20 protein-coding genes are annotated in these 18,508 nt (G+C 35.1%); 12 read left to right on the plus strand and 8 right to left on the minus strand.

Annotation, left to right across the window (positions count from 1 at the left end; all coding sequences use genetic code 11):
• The first annotated feature begins 17 nt into the window (after window positions 1-17).
• From HUE87_RS11060 to mnmL, 7 genes are all read left to right on the plus strand, one after another.
• A complete protein-coding gene (locus HUE87_RS11060; RefSeq protein ID WP_194366448.1) occupies window positions 18-797 on the plus strand; it encodes a histidinol-phosphatase HisJ family protein in 780 nt (259 codons plus the stop codon).
• Between the two features lie 102 nt (window positions 798-899).
• Window positions 900-1,220 carry a thioredoxin gene (gene trxA / locus HUE87_RS11065; RefSeq protein ID WP_194366449.1) on the plus strand — a complete coding sequence of 107 codons (321 nt, stop codon included), beginning with the start codon at window positions 900-902 and terminating at the stop codon, window positions 1,218-1,220.
• Between the two features lie 19 nt (window positions 1,221-1,239).
• On the plus strand, window positions 1,240-1,725 hold the full coding sequence (locus tag HUE87_RS11070; RefSeq protein WP_229855139.1) for a hypothetical protein: 486 nt from the start codon (window positions 1,240-1,242) through the stop codon (window positions 1,723-1,725).
• Window positions 1,726-1,742: 17 nt separating this feature from the next.
• Window positions 1,743-2,684 carry a thioredoxin-disulfide reductase gene (trxB, locus tag HUE87_RS11075; RefSeq protein ID WP_194367958.1) on the plus strand — a complete coding sequence of 314 codons (942 nt, stop codon included), beginning with the start codon at window positions 1,743-1,745 and terminating at the stop codon, window positions 2,682-2,684.
• 23 nt (window positions 2,685-2,707) lie between these two features.
• Window positions 2,708-3,475 (plus strand): 4-hydroxy-tetrahydrodipicolinate reductase, encoded by a 768-nt coding sequence (gene dapB, locus HUE87_RS11080; RefSeq protein ID WP_194366450.1) that lies wholly within the window; start codon window positions 2,708-2,710, stop codon window positions 3,473-3,475.
• 62 nt (window positions 3,476-3,537) lie between these two features.
• Window positions 3,538-4,893: an amidophosphoribosyltransferase gene (gene purF, locus HUE87_RS11085; RefSeq protein ID WP_194366451.1), complete on the plus strand. Its 1,356-nt coding sequence runs from the start codon at window positions 3,538-3,540 to the stop codon at window positions 4,891-4,893.
• A 5-nt stretch (window positions 4,894-4,898) separates the two neighbouring features.
• Window positions 4,899-5,858 carry a tRNA modification radical SAM protein MnmL/YtqA gene (gene mnmL, locus HUE87_RS11090; RefSeq protein WP_194366452.1) on the plus strand — a complete coding sequence of 320 codons (960 nt, stop codon included), beginning with the start codon at window positions 4,899-4,901 and terminating at the stop codon, window positions 5,856-5,858.
• Here mnmL and HUE87_RS11095 read toward each other — a convergent pair.
• The 8 genes from HUE87_RS11095 to ppk2 all read right to left on the minus strand — a co-directional run bounded on the left by HUE87_RS11095 (window position 5,855) and on the right by ppk2 (window position 13,507).
• Window positions 5,855-6,403, minus strand: coding sequence for a DUF2393 family protein (locus HUE87_RS11095; protein WP_194366453.1), 549 nt, complete (start codon window positions 6,401-6,403; stop codon window positions 5,855-5,857). The two genes, mnmL and HUE87_RS11095, sit on opposite strands and share 4 nt — an antisense overlap.
• Entirely contained in the window at window positions 6,400-6,912 is a 513-nt protein-coding gene (locus HUE87_RS11100) for a DUF2393 family protein (protein WP_194366454.1), read from the minus strand. The genes HUE87_RS11095 and HUE87_RS11100 overlap by 4 nt, the downstream gene beginning before the upstream one ends.
• Before the next feature lie 2 nt (window positions 6,913-6,914).
• The gene (gene hisIE, locus HUE87_RS11105) at window positions 6,915-7,595 is read right to left on the minus strand and encodes a bifunctional phosphoribosyl-AMP cyclohydrolase/phosphoribosyl-ATP diphosphatase HisIE (RefSeq protein WP_194366455.1); all 681 of its coding nucleotides are present in this window, start codon (window positions 7,593-7,595) and stop codon (window positions 6,915-6,917) included.
• A gap of 2 nt (window positions 7,596-7,597) precedes the next feature.
• Window positions 7,598-8,686 carry a prohibitin family protein gene (locus tag HUE87_RS11110; protein WP_194367959.1) on the minus strand — a complete coding sequence of 363 codons (1,089 nt, stop codon included), beginning with the start codon at window positions 8,684-8,686 and terminating at the stop codon, window positions 7,598-7,600.
• Between the two features lie 116 nt (window positions 8,687-8,802).
• Window positions 8,803-9,723, minus strand: coding sequence for a branched-chain amino acid transaminase (locus HUE87_RS11115; RefSeq protein ID WP_194366456.1), 921 nt, complete (start codon window positions 9,721-9,723; stop codon window positions 8,803-8,805).
• A 167-nt stretch (window positions 9,724-9,890) separates the two neighbouring features.
• A complete protein-coding gene (locus HUE87_RS11120) occupies window positions 9,891-11,225 on the minus strand; it encodes a porin (RefSeq protein ID WP_194366457.1) in 1,335 nt (444 codons plus the stop codon).
• Between the two features lie 270 nt (window positions 11,226-11,495).
• Window positions 11,496-12,500, minus strand: coding sequence for a phosphate ABC transporter substrate-binding protein PstS (gene pstS / locus HUE87_RS11125; RefSeq protein WP_194366458.1), 1,005 nt, complete (start codon window positions 12,498-12,500; stop codon window positions 11,496-11,498).
• Between the two features lie 110 nt (window positions 12,501-12,610).
• Window positions 12,611-13,507 carry a polyphosphate kinase 2 gene (gene ppk2, locus HUE87_RS11130; protein WP_194366459.1) on the minus strand — a complete coding sequence of 299 codons (897 nt, stop codon included), beginning with the start codon at window positions 13,505-13,507 and terminating at the stop codon, window positions 12,611-12,613.
• Between the two features lie 127 nt (window positions 13,508-13,634).
• Here ppk2 and pstC point away from each other — a divergent pair, with 127 nt between their 5' ends.
• The 5 genes from pstC (at window position 13,635) to glnA (ending at window position 18,471) form a co-directional block, all read left to right on the plus strand.
• Window positions 13,635-14,492, plus strand: a complete 858-nt coding sequence (gene pstC, locus HUE87_RS11135) for a phosphate ABC transporter permease subunit PstC (RefSeq protein ID WP_194366460.1) — start codon at window positions 13,635-13,637, stop codon at window positions 14,490-14,492.
• Complete coding sequence (gene pstA / locus HUE87_RS11140; RefSeq protein WP_194366461.1) at window positions 14,492-15,334, plus strand: phosphate ABC transporter permease PstA; 843 nt, start codon at window positions 14,492-14,494, stop codon at window positions 15,332-15,334. Before pstC ends, pstA begins: the two co-directional genes overlap by 1 nt.
• The gene (gene pstB, locus HUE87_RS11145) at window positions 15,334-16,119 is read left to right on the plus strand and encodes a phosphate ABC transporter ATP-binding protein PstB (protein ID WP_194366462.1); all 786 of its coding nucleotides are present in this window, start codon (window positions 15,334-15,336) and stop codon (window positions 16,117-16,119) included. Before pstA ends, pstB begins: the two co-directional genes overlap by 1 nt.
• 134 nt (window positions 16,120-16,253) lie before the next feature.
• A complete protein-coding gene (locus HUE87_RS11150; RefSeq protein ID WP_194366463.1) occupies window positions 16,254-16,925 on the plus strand; it encodes a phosphate signaling complex PhoU family protein in 672 nt (223 codons plus the stop codon).
• 115 nt (window positions 16,926-17,040) lie between these two features.
• Window positions 17,041-18,471, plus strand: a complete 1,431-nt coding sequence (gene glnA, locus HUE87_RS11155; protein WP_194366464.1) for a type I glutamate--ammonia ligase — start codon at window positions 17,041-17,043, stop codon at window positions 18,469-18,471.
• Window positions 18,472-18,508 lie beyond the last annotated feature (37 nt).

Raw genomic sequence — 18,508 nt, forward strand, 5'->3', positions numbered from 1 at the left:
TATAAATAGAGAAAAAAATGATAGTTGATTTACACAACCACACAAAACTTTGTAATCATGCAGAGGGTGAAATTTTTGAATATATTGAAAAAGCAATAGAGTGCAATATTAAATATTTTGGTTTTTCTGATCATGCCCCAATGAATTTTGATCCGAAATATCGGATGAGTTTCGAGCAAATGAAAACATATGAAGCTGATGTATTAAAAGCAAAAGAAAAGTATAAAAACAAAATAGAGATACTACTCGGCTACGAGGTTGATTACCTTGCAGGACATATGGACAAAAGAATTTTAAATGCAGATGTCGATTATCTTATCGGTTCTGTCCATTTTATTGATGAGTGGGGATTTGACAACCCTGAATTTATAGGTAATTATGAAAATCAAAATATAGATGAAATTTGGCAAAAATATTTTAATGCGGTAAGAGATATGGCAAAAAGTGGACTATTTGATATTGTAGGACATTTAGACCTGATAAAAGTATTTAAATTTATGCCAAATAAAAATATTGTATCCCTAGCAAAAGAGGCACTACAAGCTATAAAAGAAGCAGACATGAGTATAGAAATAAATGTAGCAGGATTTAGAAAACCTGTTGCAGAAGCTTATCCGTCACTATCTCTTTTAAAAGAAGCTTACAAACTTGATATCCCAATTACATTTGCTTCTGATGCTCACCATCCAGAGCAAGTTGGGCTATTTAGTAACGAGGTTATAGATATTGCAAAAAGTGTCGGCTACACAAAATGTGCACTTTATAGAGGCAGACAGAGAGAGTTTATTGAATTCTAAACTTTTTAAAAGTTATAATTTATTTTATACCTATAACATAAAGCAATTATAAAGATTTAGGCATGTATAATGTTTTCAAATAAACTTTATAAGGAAATAACAATGGGTAAATACATAGAATTAACTGGTTCAGATTTTGAAGCAACTTTGAGTGAAGGTGTATCTTTGGTAGACTTCTGGGCACCTTGGTGTGGACCTTGTCGTATGATAGCTCCAGTAATAGAAGAATTAGCTGAAGACTTTGATGGGAAGGCTAAAATCTGCAAAGTAAATACTGATGAAGAGCAAGATATTGCTGTTAAATTTGGTATTCGTTCTATTCCAACTATTATGTTTTTCAAAAATGGTGAGATGGTGGATCAAGTTGTTGGTGCACAATCTAAAGCTGCTTTAGCTGAAAAAATAAACGCTCTATTAGCGTAATTATAAAAAGATTAGTTTAGTGGCAAAGGCAGGTAAGAGCCTCTTCTCACTCTCTACTCTTTTAGCTTCTTTCTTCGGTGCAGCTATGATAGCTGCTGCCTTTGCATACTTTAATTACAAGTTTTCTGAATATAAATTTATTGATTTCAAAGAATGGATTTTTTATGAAAAAAAAGATATTTTTACTCCCAAGCATGATAAATATATTGTAATATTTTATAGTTCTAAAGAAAAAAATGTCGTTGAGCGTTTATCTACAATAGAGTTAAACCTTCCAGTAATTGCAATAGATTATTATAATGAAGCATTTGAAAATTCAAAAAATACAACCTTTTTAAGAGCTGGAACAAGAACAAGCCTTAGTTTTATTCAAAGATTTAATATATATGAATCACCAACTATTTTTTTTATCACAAAACATAAAGAAGCTATTTATAAACAAGATAGTATGATACGAAAATTAGACAATTTAGAAGAGTTGTCAAAACAAATAAATTCACTTTAACAATAGGAACATTTATGATATTAGATTGTGCAATTATTGGTGGTGGGCCTGCTGGACTTACTGCAGGTTTATACACAACCCGCGGTGGTTTAGAAAATGTAACAATGTTTGAAAAAGGAATGCCTGGAGGTCAAATCACCTCAAGTAGTGAAATAGAAAATTATCCTGGAGTTACTGGTGAAATTACAGGTATGGATTTGATGATGCCATGGCCTGAGCAGTGTCAAAAATTTGGGCTTAAACATGAAATGGTAGAAGTCAAACGTATTTCAAAAGATGGCGATATCTTTAAAATTCTTAAAGAAGATGGAAGCATAACTGAAGCGCACAGTGTTATTGTTGGTACTGGATCATCTCCTCGTCGTGCAGGTTTTACTGGAGAAGATGAACTTTTTGGAAAAGGTGTAAGCACATGTGCCACATGTGATGGTTTTTTCTATAAAGGAAAAGAAGTCGCTGTTATTGGTGGTGGGGATACAGCCTTAGAAGAAGCGCTTTATCTTGCCAAAATATGTACTAAAGTATATTTAATTCACAGGAGAGATACTTTCCGTTCAGCTCCAAATACAGTTGCTAGAATAAAAAGAACGGAAAATATTGAGCTAGTTTTAAACTCCGTTCCAGATGAAGTATATGGTGATGCTATGGGTGTTACTGGCCTTCGAGTGAAAAACAACAATGGAGAGCTTAGGGATATTAAAGTTCCAGGTGTTTTCACTTTCGTAGGAAATGATGTAAATAATCAAACTCTTATTCAAGAAGATGGTAGTTTTCTTTGTGATATGAATAAATCTGGTCAAGTGATAGTAGATATAAGTATGAAAACTTCTGTGCCTGGGCTTTTCGCAACCGGAGATATGCGTATTTCAGCACCTAAACAAGTTGTAAGCGCAGCTGGAGACGGTGCAGTCGCAGCTCTTCAAGCTATCTCATATATTGATGAGAAATTAAACGATTAATAATAAAATTAAGGAAGATATTTATGATAAAAGTTGGTGTTTTTGGTGCAAATGGTAGAGTTGGAAAGCTAATAATAGATGATTTAAAACTTACTAGTGATATCAGCCTTAGCTCTGTATACGTTCGTAATAGTCTAAACTTCACTATCGATCCTTCTATTTTAGTAACCACAGATATTCAATCATTTTTAAATGGATGTGATATTGTTATAGATTTTTCTCTTCCTGATGCCTGTGAAATACTACTTGAAGAGTGCCTAAAGATACCAAAACCATTAGTAATTGGTACTACTGGCCTAAATACTCATCAATTAAATCTTCTAAAACAAGCTAGTGAAAAAATGCCTGTTTTATATGCTACCAATATGTCTTTAGGCGTAGCACTTTTAAACAAGCTTGTATATCAAGCGTCTGCTGCTCTTGATGGTTTCAATATAGAAATAGTTGAGATGCATCATAAGCATAAAAAAGATGCTCCAAGTGGAACAGCACTTACCTTAGGTGAGTCTGCGGCTCGTGGTCGCGGTCTTGATTTAGATAAAGTTCGAGTAAGTGGACGAGATGGAAATATTGGTGAGAGAAGTGAAGACGAGATAGCTGTTATGGCTATCCGTGGTGGGGATATTGTTGGTCGTCATACAGTTGGGTTTTACAATGATGGCGAATTCATAGAACTAAACCACACTGCAACTTCAAGGAATACATTTTCTAAGGGTGCAATTAGAGCTGCTACATGGTTAGCAGATAAAGAAGCTGGTCTTTACTCAATTTCCGATTGTTTAGAGGTATAGAATCAACAAAGTTTTACCTTTGATTCAATATAATTCCATAATTATTTTTCGAGGAGAAAAATGTGCGAGAAGATATTAATGAGAAATGTGCAGTTGTTGGGATTTTTGGTCATAAAGAGGCTTCTAAGTTAGCTTATTTTTCACTGCATGCACTTCAGCATCGTGGTCAAGAAGCAGCTGGTATAAGCTCTTCTGATGGAGAAAAACTTCATACTATCAAAAAACGTGGTTTAGTTATGCGTATTTTTGATGAGGCTAAACTAAAAACTCTTAGTGGCTCTAGTGCAATAGGTCATACCCGCTATTCAACTGCAGGAGATGATTCTATTCTTGATGCACAGCCAGTCTTTGCAAGATATGATCTTGGTGAGATGGCAATTGTTCACAATGGAAATCTAACCAATGCAGAAGATGTCCGCAATAAGCTTATTGAAAAAGGTGCTATTTTTCAAACATTTATGGACACAGAAAATCTTATTCATCTAATAGCTAAAAGTGAAAAAAAGAAACTACTTGATAGAATTGTAGATGCAGTTGGAAGAATAGAGGGTGCTTTTTCACTTGTATTTTTGAGTAGAACAAAAATGTTTGCAATGCGAGACCGCTTTGGATTTCGCCCCTTAAGCCTAGGGAAACTACCAAATGGTGGCTATATTGTAGCAAGCGAAACTTGTGCTTTTGACCTTGTGAGTGCTGAATTTGTTAGAGATGTAGAGCCAGGTGAACTTCTTATATTTGAAGAAGGTAAAGAAATAAAAAGTATTAAAGTTTTTGAGCCAACTCCTAAACACTGTATTTTTGAGTATGTATATTTTGCTAGACCTGATTCAAAAGTTTTTGGTCAATCAGTCTACCAAACTAGAAAAAATATGGGAAAAGAACTTGCACATATAAAACCAGTTGAAGCTGACATAGTCATACCAGTTCCAGATGGTGGAGTCCCTTCTGCCATTGGCTACGCTCAAGAGAGTGGAATACCATACGAAATGGGCATTATGAGAAATCATTACATTGGCCGTACATTTATTGAACCCACTCAAGAGATGCGTGACTTAAAAGTAAAAATGAAACTCTCACCTATGACCGATATAATTAAAGGTAAAAAGGTAGTTGTTGTCGATGACTCAATAGTACGTGGAACAACATCAAAAAGAATCGTAAGGATGCTAAAAGAAGCAGGTGCTACAGAGGTTCATATGAGAGTATCATCTCCTCCTACAACTGACCCTTGTTACTATGGAGTTGATACACCCAATAAAGACAAGCTCATTGCAGCTAATATGACAATAGATGAAATATGTACGTTTATAGAAGCTGACTCTTTAGCTTATTTAGATGGGCCGGCTCTTTTAAGAAGTGTAAACACTAAAGAGGACAACTACTGTACTGCTTGCTTTACTGGCGAGTACATAGTTTAAAGTTTATGAATCAAATATATACATTTGGCAACTATTTAAAATCTAAGTTTAATAGCAAAGTCTACAAAGTAGGTATCAATATTTCTGGCTTTACCTGTCCAAATATAGATGGGACTGTTGCAAAAGGTGGCTGTACTTTTTGTGAAAACGACTCCTTTAGTGCAAGTAGTGGTGAGACTAAAGAGCTAAAAGGTTTTCATCTGAACCTAACTTCAAAAGAGAATCCAAACCTCCAAAAACAGCTTGAGCAACTGGAATATCAGTTTAACGCTATCAGCAAAAGACAAGCAAGCGAATATGGAGCTGAAAAATTTCTCGTATACTTTCAATCTTTTACAAATACATATGCCCCTTTTGAAACACTAAAGGCCCTCTACGACAAAGCCCTCTCATTTGAGAATGTAGTAGGACTGAGTATTGGTACTCGCTCTGACAGCATTACAGAAGAAACACTAGAATATCTTGCCGAGCTCAATAAATATAAAGAGATATGGATTGAGTTTGGAATTCAATCTGTATATGACGAAACCTTAGAGAAGATAAATCGTGGTCATAGTAGCGATAATGTTAAAGAGTGGATTTTAAAATCAAAGCAAAAAGGTTTAAATGTATGTGGTCATCTTATCTTTGGATTGCCAGATGAAACAAAAGAGATGATGTTAGAGACTTCAAAAGCTGCTTATGCTTGGGGGATAGATTCTGTTAAATATCATCCACTGTATGTAGTAAAAAAAACTTCCTTAGCAAATGATTTCATAAAGGGTAAATTTAACCCAATTAGTGAAGACGATTATCTTGATGTTTTAATTAAATCTATTAAAATGAAACCTGACAATGTATCTGTTCAGAGAGTAACAGCTGGAATTAACGATAGCTCACTACTTTCACCAGATTGGTGCAGAGACAAAAACATTCAAATAAAGAATATAAATAGAGCGCTTAAGCCATTAAATCTTAAATATTAATGAGCATATATTTTTGAAAACTGCGAAGTGCTTCTAAAATATGGCGGGTAATTTAAATATACTCTAAAGTCTTTAGCTTCGCCTGGCTTCAGATTTCTAGCAACTATAAACTCTTCTTTAACCTGCTGTGGCTTATACAGTTTACCAGATCCTCCAGAGAAAAAATCAAAAAATCCACTAGGGCTGAAGAATGATCCTGCCTTTACATTTCCTGTTACATGACCTTTATTGACTAATTTTATTTCAAAAACAACTTCGCCAACTTCATGATTGCCATCATTTTTAACTATCCCGCTATACATAATTTTTTCACTACTCAACATTCTTTTATTATCTAACTTATATAAATTTACTATTTTTGTATATTTATCAACTGTCACAATAGAAAAGCCAGCTAAGAGTAGTGAGATAAGAGATACAGATATAATCATTGGCGTTCTTAACTTTGGTTTATCCTGCTTAAATGCAGCAAACACACCACTGACAAATATCAAAAAAATCAAAGCCAAAATAATAAAATGCCAGTAGTTAAATAGTGTAATCATCTGCAACTTGCCTCCACTGAAATATTATAATCATTAGAATAAGTGAAAGGCTCCAATATGATTTTAAACTCTCTATCTTCACCTTTTAAAATATCATACTCTAAAATCGACATTTTTTTCAATGGCTTAAATTTAAACATGTAATCCTTAACTGCATTATTAGTAACTTTATACGCGCTAGCACTTATTTTACAGTTTTTAAAGTCAACATTTGAGTTGTTTTTCACTGTTGCATAAACAACAACAGCCTGAGTATAAGTTAATCTCTTTTGACTAACTATTGATGTGGTATTGCTAAACAAATATTCGTGCATTTTGGAGTAGCCCAATGTTGAGCCAAAAAGAAGTATCAAAAATGCTGAAGAAATAAAAACAATCGCTTTAACAGGTTTTTTTCTTAAAATTAAACCTACTATGAAAAAGAGTATAAAAAGTGCAAAAATACTACCAAATAGAATATAATCATATATGATTAGCTCATCTATAAAAGTAGTTAATATACTATTCATAGTTATTTATTTCTCGAATTCTTTTCAGATATACCACTCATCTTAAATCTTCTAGCTAGCTCTTGTTTTATTCTATCTGGAGATATATTTTTAGCAGCAAGTGCTACTAACATATGGTAAGTTAAATCTGCAGCTTCATATATCATCTCACTCTCATCATCATCTTTATATGCAAAGCTAAATTCCCCAGCCTCCTCTACAACCTTTTTCAAAATTGTATTTTCGCCTTTAGTTAAAAGTTTTGCAGTCCAAGAAGATTCTGGATCGGCACTTTTACGCTCTTGGATTGTATGATAAAGGGTGTCTATTACCCCATAAAGTGTTTCACTGCTTACTTGAACTTCAGAGTTCACTTCACCGGATTCTAGTTCAGTAAAAAAGCAAGAACGGCGACCAGTATGACAAGCCACCCCCTCTTGGGTTACTTTTACAAGAAGAGTGTCACTGTCGCAGTCAATATTAAAAGAGTGTATTTTTTGAATATGCCCGCTACTTTCGCCTTTTTTCCAAATGCGCTGTTTTGAGCGAGAGAAGTAGTGTGCTATTTTTGTTGAGAGGGAGAGTTCTAAGGCCTCTTTATTCATGTAAGCCATCATTAGAACTTCGTTATTTTCTATATCTTGAACTATTACTGGCAGAAGATCACTCTTTTGCCAGTCAACTCTATTTACAATCTCTTGCATATCTACTGAGCCGTAGTTCTCTGTTTAGCATTTTTCATATCAACCCAAATATTTGGAGTTGAACCGCCGGGTGTTAAGAAAATCTTAGCGTCTTTGTTTTCTCTAAGAGCATCATTGAACTGGCCTTGAACTTTCATTTGCTCTAATTGAAGCAGTTGAGTTGTTAATGATTTCGAGATAAGAATATTTGCTTTGGCTTTTGCATCTGCTTCAATTGTAACAGCATCCGCAATACCTTGTGCTTCAATTCTAGCTTTTTGAGCCATACCTTCTGCTTCTGCTGCACGTTTAAAAGCTTCTTGCTTTGCACGTTGAACATCCTGTTCTGCTTTTTGAACCTCTTGTTTTGCAACTTGAACACGCTCAATCTGCTCTTTTACTTTGCTAGGTAGTCCTATTTCACGAAGTTGCACAGACTGAAGGTCTGCGGGTGAATTTTTAAGACCTGTTACGCTGTCTCTAACAGCCTTATCAATCTCTTGAGCTATTTGATTTCTAAGTTGTGGAAGTGATTCTGCATCATACTTACCAACAACGTTACGAACAACATCACGAACAACTGGATTAATAATTTTATCTTCCCAGCTAAATCCCCAGTTAGAGATTGTTTGAGCTGCAAACTGAGAGTTAAGTCTATACTGAACAGTAAGTTCAATTGAAACAGGAAGACCACGTTTATCAAGAACAGTAATCGCAGGTTTAACGTTGATACCAGCCGCATTTCCACCACTTGCCTCTATTTGTGAAGCATAATTAATAATACGAACTTTTGTGTCCACTACGTAAACTTTTTGAATCACGGGAACAATAAAGTGAAGACCTGGCAGAAGTGCTTGGTCTTGATACTTACCATTTGTACTTAGAATTCCGCGCTCACCCTCTTGAATAATTGTAAAAGGTTTTGCTAAAACAAGTAAAATAACTGCCGCAATTATAAAATAGATTATTCCTGATTTAGCGCCCATGTTAAAATCAAGCTTTGGCATTTGAGGACCACCGCCACCGCCTCCACTATTTCCACTATTAGGTTTCTTAAAACCGCCTTCTTCGCTCTTTTTTTTGTTAAAGTAGTCATTCATATCTGATGCCATGTAAATATTCTCTTCTTTCATGTAAATTTTCCTTATAAAATTCTGCTTCCAAAGAAGCAAGCTTTAGTCGCCACAGCGGCGCAAGCGAAGTAAAGGGAATAACTTCCCTTTACAGACTAATCAATGTATGTTAAATAATGCTCGTATTTTTCATTACGACCAAAAACAATATCAAAGTACCCACTTTGAATTTCTTCTGTGAATACACCACGAGAACCGCAACCAATCTCTCTTGCGTCTATGATTCGAACTGGAGTAATCTCAGCAGCAGTTCCTGTTAAAAATGCCTCATCTGCAATGTAAACTTCTTCTCTTGTAATACGTCGGCGTTCTACTTTTAAACCCATATTTTCTGCCATCTCTATAACAGTCTTTTGAGTTATTGATTCAAGTGAATTATCATTTGGTGGAGTTATAAGCACACCATTTTTGACCATGAAGAAGCTAGCTCCGCTTGCTTCTGCAACATAACCTTGATCATCAAGCAGAAGTGCCTCATCATACCCGCAGTCAACAGCTTCAAATTTTGCCATTTGTGAGTTTAAGTAGTTTGCTGTTGCTTTTGCTTTACCCATGTTTGAGGTGTTTGCAGGTCTTGTCATAGAAGCAATCTTAAGCTTAATACCTTTTCTCATACCCTCTTCACCGAGATAAGCGCCCCACTCCCAAGCAGACATAACAGTCTCAACTGGTGCATTTTTATGATAAACACCCATAACACCGTAACCTAAAAATGCGAAAGGACGAATATATACATTGTCTCCTGTAAACTCGTTTTTTCTCACTAACTCTATTTGAGCTTGATTCATCTCCTCAACCGAGTAAGGGATATCAATAAGAGTCATCTTAGCAGACTCTTTAAGTCTTTTAGTATGATCATTCAAACGAAAAATAGCGTACCCTTTGTCAGTCTTGTATGCTTTTGTTCCTTCTATTACACCATTTCCATAATGCAAGGTGTGCGACAGTACATGTACTTTAGCATCTTCCCAAGCTACAAACTCTCCATTCATCCAAATATATTTGGCTGCATCCATTAAATTCTCCGATAATTTACATAAATTGTTAGTATTTTATCTAAAATGCTGTTTATATTGAGTAATGAATTTAAATAAGTTAAAGTTTATGGAGTTTAAAATTGTACATGTAGAAAATTTATAGAGCCAAAAAAGGCTCTATTAGGAGAGTAAAATTACTGTATGGTTTAGAAAAAGAATTGAGTAGTTATTTTCATTTTCTCAACATCTTTGTCTCCTGTACTTGCACCGTACTCATCTTTTTGGTACATAAAACCAGCTTTGATTGTATTACCTTTTAGGTACCAGTTCACACCGGCCATTTTTGATGTGAATTTATAATCTTCACCGGCAGCAGAATCTTCAAATTTATCCCAGCTCTCATATCTCACAAATGGAGCTATATATCCCAACTCTGGCATAACATATTCACTAAGTACATACCAACCAGATGATTTACCAGTTACGATAGTTGCAGCAGACCAATCTTTTACAACATCATCAAATTTGAAGTACTCGCCTTGAATCATAAAGTTCTTATAGTGAGCAGAAGCTTCAAGATTAACTAGTTTATTATTTAATGTAACGCTATCAGCTGCACCATCAGCTTTAATCTCAGGAACAACCCAGTATGCAGCACCAAAAGAGAAGTGTTTACCTACTCCGAAGTATGTTTCTGTTTTTGAAGTCTCTTCCCAGCCGTCAAATGGAGATAGTAGAATTTTACCACCGTAGAAAAAGCTTTGTTCAGTTATCTCTGATGTTTTTTTACCTTTTGCATCTAACAAAGAGGTTTCTTCTGTTGCATCACCAAAAGCCAATTGGTAGTGAACTTTTTTATTTAAATCACCAAATACTTGAGCATTTGTACCACGACGGTTATGAGTAATAAACTGTGCTGCAGCATCTGCAACTGCAGGGCGGTCATAAGCTATTGTGCGAGCTGATTTTATAGTTTCAGTACGTGAAACATCGATTTTTGCACGGAAAAGTTTAAAATTTACTAAAGATGAACCAAAAGGTTTTTTGATTTGAACATATGCATCACCAACGTTAAATTCATTCTCACCACTTTGTTGGTAGTTTGCTTTATCATTTCTAACATCCATTACAAATGAAGTCCACTTGTTAAAGCCGGCTGCAACCTCAAAACGAACACGACGAAGGTATGCATCATTTATACTTGTGTCAGTTTTTGAAACATCATTATAATCAGTCTCTACATTTTCAAAAGTACCCTGAATACGAACACCAGCTTTTAACCACATGTCAGAACTATCATCTGCTACAAACTTCATATTGATATGTGTTTGTTTACCATAAAGAAAATCTGGAGAATTTTTATCTACAATTGTTATTTTGCTAACATTTGATTTACTCTCATTTGCCATTTCAAAAGCTTTACGACCCTCAGCAGGTGTAGTAAAGAGTTGACCTTTGTCATCTACATAAAATTGTGCAGCACTTAAGCTAGCTGAACCAATTGCTAAAACCGCCATTGTTGAAAGAACTATTTTTTTCATTATTTGTATTTCCCTTGTTTTTTGTTGATAGAATTATAAAATAGTTTGGTTACATAATGATTACAGTTATACACCTACACAAAACAGGTTAAAAGAACTATAACAAGGTTGTTTTAGAGAGTTTATGGAATAGGTTGTAGAGTAGTGTTTATGAATACATATAAAGGAGGATTCTTGCAATCAGTAGTTACAAGAATCATAGGAGAATACATGTGGTTCTTATAATCAGTAGTTATAAGAACCTTAGGAGAAGAAAATGAAATTTAATGATTATTGTATATTTGCAGCCCAATACTCCCTAATCATGTTTTTTGTAGCTTCAGGAAGAGGAATATAACCTAACTTTTTAGCAGATTTGTCACCATTTTTAAAAGCATAGTCATAAAACTCTATTGTTTTTTTATTCATCTCAGATTTTTCTGTTGGAAGCAAGATAAATGTTGCTGCAACAATCGGGTAAGAAGTATCGCCTGGTTGTAGAGCTAGCATTGCATAGAAGTTATCCTCTTTAGTCCAACTTGCATATTTTGCAGCAGCTTTAAAATTATCTTCGTTTGCTACAACCCATTTGCCGTTCGCAGTTTTAAGTACAGCAGCAGAGAGGTTGTTTTTCTCTTTATATGCGTTTTCAATGTAACCGATAGAGTAAGGAGTTTGCTTAACCAAGTTAGCAACACCTTCATTACCTTTTCCACCAATACCAACAGCCCAGTCAATTGCTTTACCAGTTCCATAAGTATCTTTCCAGTTTTTAGAACTTCCACTTAGGTAATAAGTAAAGTTAAAAGTAGTCCCTGAACCATCTGAACGGTGAACTACAGTAATTTTTTGGTTTGGTAGCTTAATACCTGCATTGTTAGCAGCTATAGCAGCATCATTCCACATAGTGATTTTTCCCGCAAAAATATCTGCAACAACATCATTGCTTAATTTTAATGTCTCATCAGCAATGCCATCAACATTAAATGCTATAACGATTGAGCCGATAACTGCTGGAAACTGTAAAAGTTTAGCTTTTGCAAGTTTTTTAGAGTCTAATGGTTTATCAGATGCACCAAAGTCTACAATTCTCTTTGCAATCTGTTTGATTCCGCCGCCTGAACCGATTGACTGGTAGTTAACACGGTTTTTTGTATCTTTTTTATATGAAAATGCCCAATCATAATACAGGGGAGCTGGGAAAGATGCGCCTGCACCATTGATTTTATCTGAAGCGAATGACGTACTTATTGAAGCAGCTGTAACAAGTGCAACTAAAGCTAATTTCTTTAACATTTTTGTACCTTTTGTTTTTTTAAGATGCAAAATTATAAATGCGGAAGGTTACATGTAGATTACCAAATTGAATAGTTTAAACTATTTTTGTAACCTACTTGTAATAAAACTTATTTTTTAAGCGAGAACTTAAACTCTTTTTCCATTGCAATAGCTTCATCTCGTCCATAAACTATAATCTCTTTATCTACCGAAATATTTTTTGCTTTTATTTTATTCGGATATTCAACAAAGTTCAAAATATGTTTTATAGTATTGATTCTGGCTTTTTTCTTGTCATCACTCTTTACAATTGTCCATGGTGCTATTTCTGTATGGGTAGCACTTAACATCATGAATTTAGCCAAAGAATACTCATCCCATAATTTTTGAGACTCCTTATCAACAGGTGAAAGCTTATATTGCTTTAGCGGGTCTGTCTCTCTAGCTTTAAATCTTTTTGCCTGCTCATATTTGGATACAGAGAAATAGAATTTAAATATTTTAATATCTTCATCAACTATCATATCTTCAAATTCAGGTGCATCTTTTAAAAATTTATGATGTTCTCTCTCTGTACAAAACCCCATAACAGGCTCAACCATTGAGCGGTTATACCAACTTCTGTCAAAAAGGACTATTTCTCCGGCAGATGGCAGATGTTGCACATATCTTTGAAAATACCACTGAGAGCGCTCTCTATCACTCGGCTTCTCAAGTGCAACCACTCTCGCACCCCTTGGGTTTAGATGCTCGGTGATTCTTTTTATAGTGCCACCTTTGCCCGCTGCATCACGACCCTCAAAAATCATCAAAATTTTAAGTCCAGTATCTTTTACATGATTTTGAAATTTCAGAAGTTCGACTTGTAAGCTAGCCAGCTCCTCTTCGTAAGCTATTCTCTCCTCTTTTTTCCAGATTCGCACTTTACCATCTTTACTTTTTCTTCTTTCTTTATCCTCTTTTCTTCTTTCTTTATCCTCTTTTCTTCTCTCTTCTTCAAGTTTATCTTTCTTTTTCTCTTTCATAAAATCCCCTTTTTTCAGTAAGTATACAACTTATAATCTTATCAATTTCTTCATATATATCGTTAGTAACCTATTTGTAATAAAATTTATTTACAATTGCAAACTTTATAAAGAGAGGTTTTGACGAATGAGTATTATCATTGATAAACTATTTGCACATGTAAGTAAATTTATTGCTATCGCCATACTACTATTGGTTGCTTGGATTTTTACAGTTTTGCTGCAAAACTCTATGGCTTCAATAGAAGCATTTGGTTTTGACTTTATAACAGAGTCGAAATGGGCACCAAACTTAGAGAAGTTTGGTGCCCTTCCCGCAATTTACGGTTCAGTTGTTTCAACTTTTCTTGCAATGATTTTGGCAGTTCCATTGGCTATAGGTGTTGCAATATTCTTAAGCGAGCTGGCACCTGCCCGTCTTAAATCACCAGTTGGTGTTTCCATAGAACTTCTAGCAGCTATCCCATCTGTTATATACGGCATGTGGGGTCTGTTTTACTTTGTCCCTATTGTACGTGACATATTTGGCGGAATTGGTATCAGTATGCTTACAGCTGGAATTGTACTATCTATAATGATACTTCCATTTATGGCAGCAGTTACAAGAGATGCAATGAATACAACCCCTGATATCTTAAAAGAGTCTGCGTATGCACTTGGCGGCACAAAATGGGATGTCATAAAAGATATAATTATCCCTTACGCTAAAGCTGGAATAATAGGCTCATTTATCTTAGCCCTTGGCCGTGCCATTGGTGAGACTATGGCTGTTACTTTTGTTATGGGTAATGTTCATAAAATATCTACAGATTTAACAGCACCTGCTACATCTATCCCTGTAACACTTGCAAACGAGTTCACAGAAGCAGATACGGAACTTTATTACTCATCACTATTCGAGCTTTCACTAATGCTACTAGTAATCAGTTTTACGATTATATCTATTGCGAAATTTTACTTTTTACGCAGAAAAAGGACAGCATAATGACTCATACTCAAAAAAGAATTATTGTCAATAACATTGTTATGTTTCTCTCAACCATGTCTGCTGTAATTGGTATAGGTTTTTTATTCTGGATTTTAAGTGTGCTGATCTTAAATGGTGTTGATGCACTTAGTTGGAGTATCTTCTCACAAGAGGGAGCACCCCCAGGCTACGAAGATAGTGGGCTTAAGCATGCACTTATTGGTCAGCTTATGATTGTCAGTATTGCAACATTTATTGGTGTTCCTCTTGGAATATTGGCAGGGACATATTTGAGTGAGTATGGACAAAAATCAAAACTAGCAGAGACTATTCGTGACATATCTGACATTATGATGTCAGCACCCAGTATTGTAATAGGTGCTTTTGTTTATGCAATCGTTGTTGTTCCTATGGGGCACTTTAGTGGCTGGGCCGGTTCAGTTGCACTTACTATCATAATGCTTCCTATAATTTTAAGAACTACTGATGACATGTTGCAGCTTGTTCCATCCACCCTTAGAGAAGCTGCTTTTGCTTTAGGTGCTCCAAAGTACAAAGTAATTATTCAAGTTGTTTACCGCGGGGCAAAAGCTGGAATATTAACAGGTGTTTTACTTGGTGTTGCAAGGGTTGCAGGTGAGACAGCTCCTCTTTTGTTCACATCATTTAATGACAATTTTTTAAATACAGATATGAATGAGCCAATGGCATCACTTACTGTTACTATGTATAACTATGCAACCAGCCCTTATGAAGATTGGCAAAAACTTGGGTGGGCTGCAGCATTTATTTTATCTATGTTCATTTTATCTCTAAATATAATTGGACGACTATTTTTATTAAAGAAAAAAGGGAAATAATGGCAACTATTGTTGATATAACTAAAGAAAAAGCGCTTGAAGTCAATAACTTTGAGTTTACTTATGCAGGAGTAGATGAACCAAGTATAAAGACTCTATCTATGCCTATTGCAAAAAACAGCATTACTGCTCTTATTGGACCATCTGGATGTGGCAAAACAACACTTCTTAGAAGTTTTAACCGCATGCACGACTTGTATCCTGGCAATAAATATAGCGGGGAAATTTTATTTAAAAATAAAAATATTCTAACGAAAAATGAGGATTTGATTAACCTAAGAATCCAAATAGGGATGATTTTTCAAAAACCAACAGCTTTTCCTATGAGTATATTTGATAATGTTGCTTATGGTATGAGACTACAAGGTATAAAAAATAAAACTGAATTAAAAGATAGAGTTGAAAAAGCACTTAAAGATGCAGCAATTTTCAAAGAGGTTAAAGATAGACTAAAACACGATGCAAATGGACTATCAGGCGGACAACAGCAAAGACTCTGCATTGCTCGTGCTATTGCTGTTGAACCAGAAGTTTTACTCTTTGATGAGCCCACTTCTGCACTTGATCCAATCTCTACTGCCGGAATTGAAGAGTTAATAGTTGAGCTTAAACAGAGGGTTTCAATTATTATAGTTACTCATAATATGCAACAAGCTGCGAGAGTAAGCGACTATACAGGTTTTATGTATATGGGTGAGCTTATAGAATTGGGTCTCACAGAAGAACTTTTCGTAACACCAAGAGAGAAGCTTACAGAAGAGTATATAACTGGTAAATTTGGTTAATCGCACTTGTGCAATGGGCTTCCTGCCGAAGGAAACCTAGCGTTAACGTAGGTAGCGGAATTACTTCCGCTACTGTAACAAACAAATGAGAGGTTTCCTTTCATTTTGTGAAATAAAGTTAAAGGAATTTATACATGTCAACAAAATATAATAATAAAATAGATGAAATCAGAGGTCTTATTGCCACTCTGCTAGAGAGCATTGTCTCAGCAAGCCAAATATCATTAAATTCTTTTATCCCAATTAGTCAAGATGGTTATAAACTAGCCCTTGAAAAGCTAAATAATATTGAACTCCAAGGCGATACAATTGATAATGAGATTATAAAAACTTTTGCTCTGTTTGGTCCAGAAGCTATAGAACTCCGCTCATTAGTTGCTTACTTAAAAATGACGAACGAAATAGTTCGCATTGGAGAGGGTACAAGAAAATATGCTCGCAGAATGAGAGATCACTCACAAAGTGAATGTAATCTAGAGCCTCTAAGTTCGACAATTTCGCAACTTCACAAAAGTACAATAAAAGCATTAGAGTATATTTTAGAGTGTTTTAAAGATTTGGAACAATGCAATATTGAAGATTATTATAGAAAAATAATGGTTGAAGAGAGCAAAAATGATGATATTTTTTCAATACTAGAAAAAGAGATAATGACATTAATTATAGAAGAAAAAGAGCTATCTCCAGAATATGTAAAAGTTCTTGGAACTCTTAGAAAACTAGAGCGATCATGCGACAGAAGTGTTAATATTGCTAACTTGATGATGTATGCAAAAAAAGGTGGAGAACTTAGTCTTTACAGATAATATTATAACTTTACGAAACAAATTAAGATATTGATTAAAATTTAATCAGCTATCCTTATTTTTATTAAATGTAATTGAGATATACTACTAGCAATTAAATTTCAGGAGAAAATAAATGGGAAAATTTGTTAACAATACAGAAGAGTTTTTTACTTTTTGTGAAGAGAATGATGTTCAATTTGTAGATTTTAGATTTACAGACATTAAAGGTGCATGGCACCATGTTACATATAGAATGAGTGCTGTAAATGCTGGTCAACTTAATGGTGGACTACCATTTGACGGCTCATCTATTGATGCTTGGCAACCAATCAACAAATCAGACATGCTTTTAAAACCTGATGTTGCGTCTGCCTTTTTAGACCCTTTTACTGCTGATCCTACCATTATTGTTTTTTGTGATGTTTATGATATTTACAAAAACCAAGCTTATGAGAGATGTCCACGTTCAATCGCTAAAGCCGCTCTTAAACATGCTGACTCTTTAGGTATCGCTGATGCTGCATACTTTGGTCCGGAAAATGAATTTTTTATGTTTGACAGTGTAACTTTTGTTGATAACATCAATGAAGCTGGTTATAAAGTAGATAGTGAAGAGGGCGAATGGAACTCTAACAATCCATATCCAGAAAATTACAACACAGGTCACAGACCAGGAACTAAGGGTGGTTACTTCCCAGTAGCTCCAACTGATAGTGCTGTTGACATTCGTGCTGAAATGATGCAAGTTCTAGAGCAAGTTGGTCTTGAAGTTATTTTGGGTCACCACGAAGTTGCTCAAGCTCAACATGAAATCGGTATTGTTTTCTCTGATATCATCGGTGCAGCTGACAATGTTCAAAAATACAAATACGTTGTAAAAATGATAGCTCACCTTAATGGTAAGACTGCTACGTTTATGCCTAAACCAATGTTTGGTGACAACGGTAACGGTATGCATGTTCACCAATCACTATGGAAAGATGGTAAAAACCTTTTCTATAAAGAGGGAAATTATGCAAATGTTTCTGAGATGGGTCTTAACTATGTTGGCGGTATCTTTAAACATGCACGTTCAGTTGCAGCGTTTACTAATCCAACTACAAACTCATACAAAAGATTACTACCAGGATTTGAAGCTCCAAGCGTTTTAACTTACTCTTCTCAAAACCGTTCTGCTGCTTGTCGTATCCCTTATGGCGCTGGAGAAATGGCAACTCGTGTTGAGATGAGATTCCCAGATTCTACTGCTTGTCCTTATTTAGCTTTCGCAGTTATGATGATGGCTGGACTTGATGGTATCCAAAACAAAGAGGTTCCAATCGGTCCAATGGATGAGGATTTATATGAGCTTTCTCTTGATGAGATTCGTGAAAAAGGTATTCCTCAAATGCCTCACACACTTCGTGGTTCATTAGAGGCTCTTATTCGTGATAATGAGTTCTTAAAACCTGTATTTACTGATGAGTTTTTAGATGCTTACAGACACTACAGATTTGAAAGAGATGTATGGCCTGATGAAGGTCGTCCAACTGCTTACGAGTTTAAAACAACTTACCAGTGTTAGTCTAAAGCGGGGCAATGCCTCGCTTCTCTTTTTTTCT

Source organism: Candidatus Sulfurimonas marisnigri, from assembly GCF_015265475.1.
GTDB classification, from domain to species: Bacteria; Campylobacterota; Campylobacteria; order Campylobacterales; family Sulfurimonadaceae; genus Sulfurimonas; species Sulfurimonas marisnigri.

What these genes read in the sequence shown, in the direction of transcription:
- HUE87_RS11150 (WP_194366463.1), top strand. Translation starts at nt 16,254, where the DNA reads ATGTCAACAAAATATAATAATAAAATAGATGAAATCAGAGGTCTTATT.
- HUE87_RS11115 (WP_194366456.1), bottom strand. Translation starts at nt 9,723, where the DNA reads ATGGATGCAGCCAAATATATTTGGATGAATGGAGAGTTTGTAGCTTGG.
- trxA (WP_194366449.1), top strand. Translation starts at nt 900, where the DNA reads ATGGGTAAATACATAGAATTAACTGGTTCAGATTTTGAAGCAACTTTG.
- pstC (WP_194366460.1), top strand. Translation starts at nt 13,635, where the DNA reads ATGAGTATTATCATTGATAAACTATTTGCACATGTAAGTAAATTTATT.
- pstA (WP_194366461.1), top strand. Translation starts at nt 14,492, where the DNA reads ATGACTCATACTCAAAAAAGAATTATTGTCAATAACATTGTTATGTTT.
- hisIE (WP_194366455.1), bottom strand. Translation starts at nt 7,595, where the DNA reads ATGCAAGAGATTGTAAATAGAGTTGACTGGCAAAAGAGTGATCTTCTG.
- HUE87_RS11120 (WP_194366457.1), bottom strand. Translation starts at nt 11,225, where the DNA reads ATGAAAAAAATAGTTCTTTCAACAATGGCGGTTTTAGCAATTGGTTCA.
- HUE87_RS11100 (WP_194366454.1), bottom strand. Translation starts at nt 6,912, where the DNA reads ATGAATAGTATATTAACTACTTTTATAGATGAGCTAATCATATATGAT.
- pstB (WP_194366462.1), top strand. Translation starts at nt 15,334, where the DNA reads ATGGCAACTATTGTTGATATAACTAAAGAAAAAGCGCTTGAAGTCAAT.
- pstS (WP_194366458.1), bottom strand. Translation starts at nt 12,500, where the DNA reads ATGTTAAAGAAATTAGCTTTAGTTGCACTTGTTACAGCTGCTTCAATA.
- glnA (WP_194366464.1), top strand. Translation starts at nt 17,041, where the DNA reads ATGGGAAAATTTGTTAACAATACAGAAGAGTTTTTTACTTTTTGTGAA.
- mnmL (WP_194366452.1), top strand. Translation starts at nt 4,899, where the DNA reads ATGAATCAAATATATACATTTGGCAACTATTTAAAATCTAAGTTTAAT.
- HUE87_RS11110 (WP_194367959.1), bottom strand. Translation starts at nt 8,686, where the DNA reads ATGGCATCAGATATGAATGACTACTTTAACAAAAAAAAGAGCGAAGAA.
- dapB (WP_194366450.1), top strand. Translation starts at nt 2,708, where the DNA reads ATGATAAAAGTTGGTGTTTTTGGTGCAAATGGTAGAGTTGGAAAGCTA.
- HUE87_RS11095 (WP_194366453.1), bottom strand. Translation starts at nt 6,403, where the DNA reads ATGATTACACTATTTAACTACTGGCATTTTATTATTTTGGCTTTGATT.
- ppk2 (WP_194366459.1), bottom strand. Translation starts at nt 13,507, where the DNA reads ATGAAAGAGAAAAAGAAAGATAAACTTGAAGAAGAGAGAAGAAAAGAG.
- HUE87_RS11060 (WP_194366448.1), top strand. Translation starts at nt 18, where the DNA reads ATGATAGTTGATTTACACAACCACACAAAACTTTGTAATCATGCAGAG.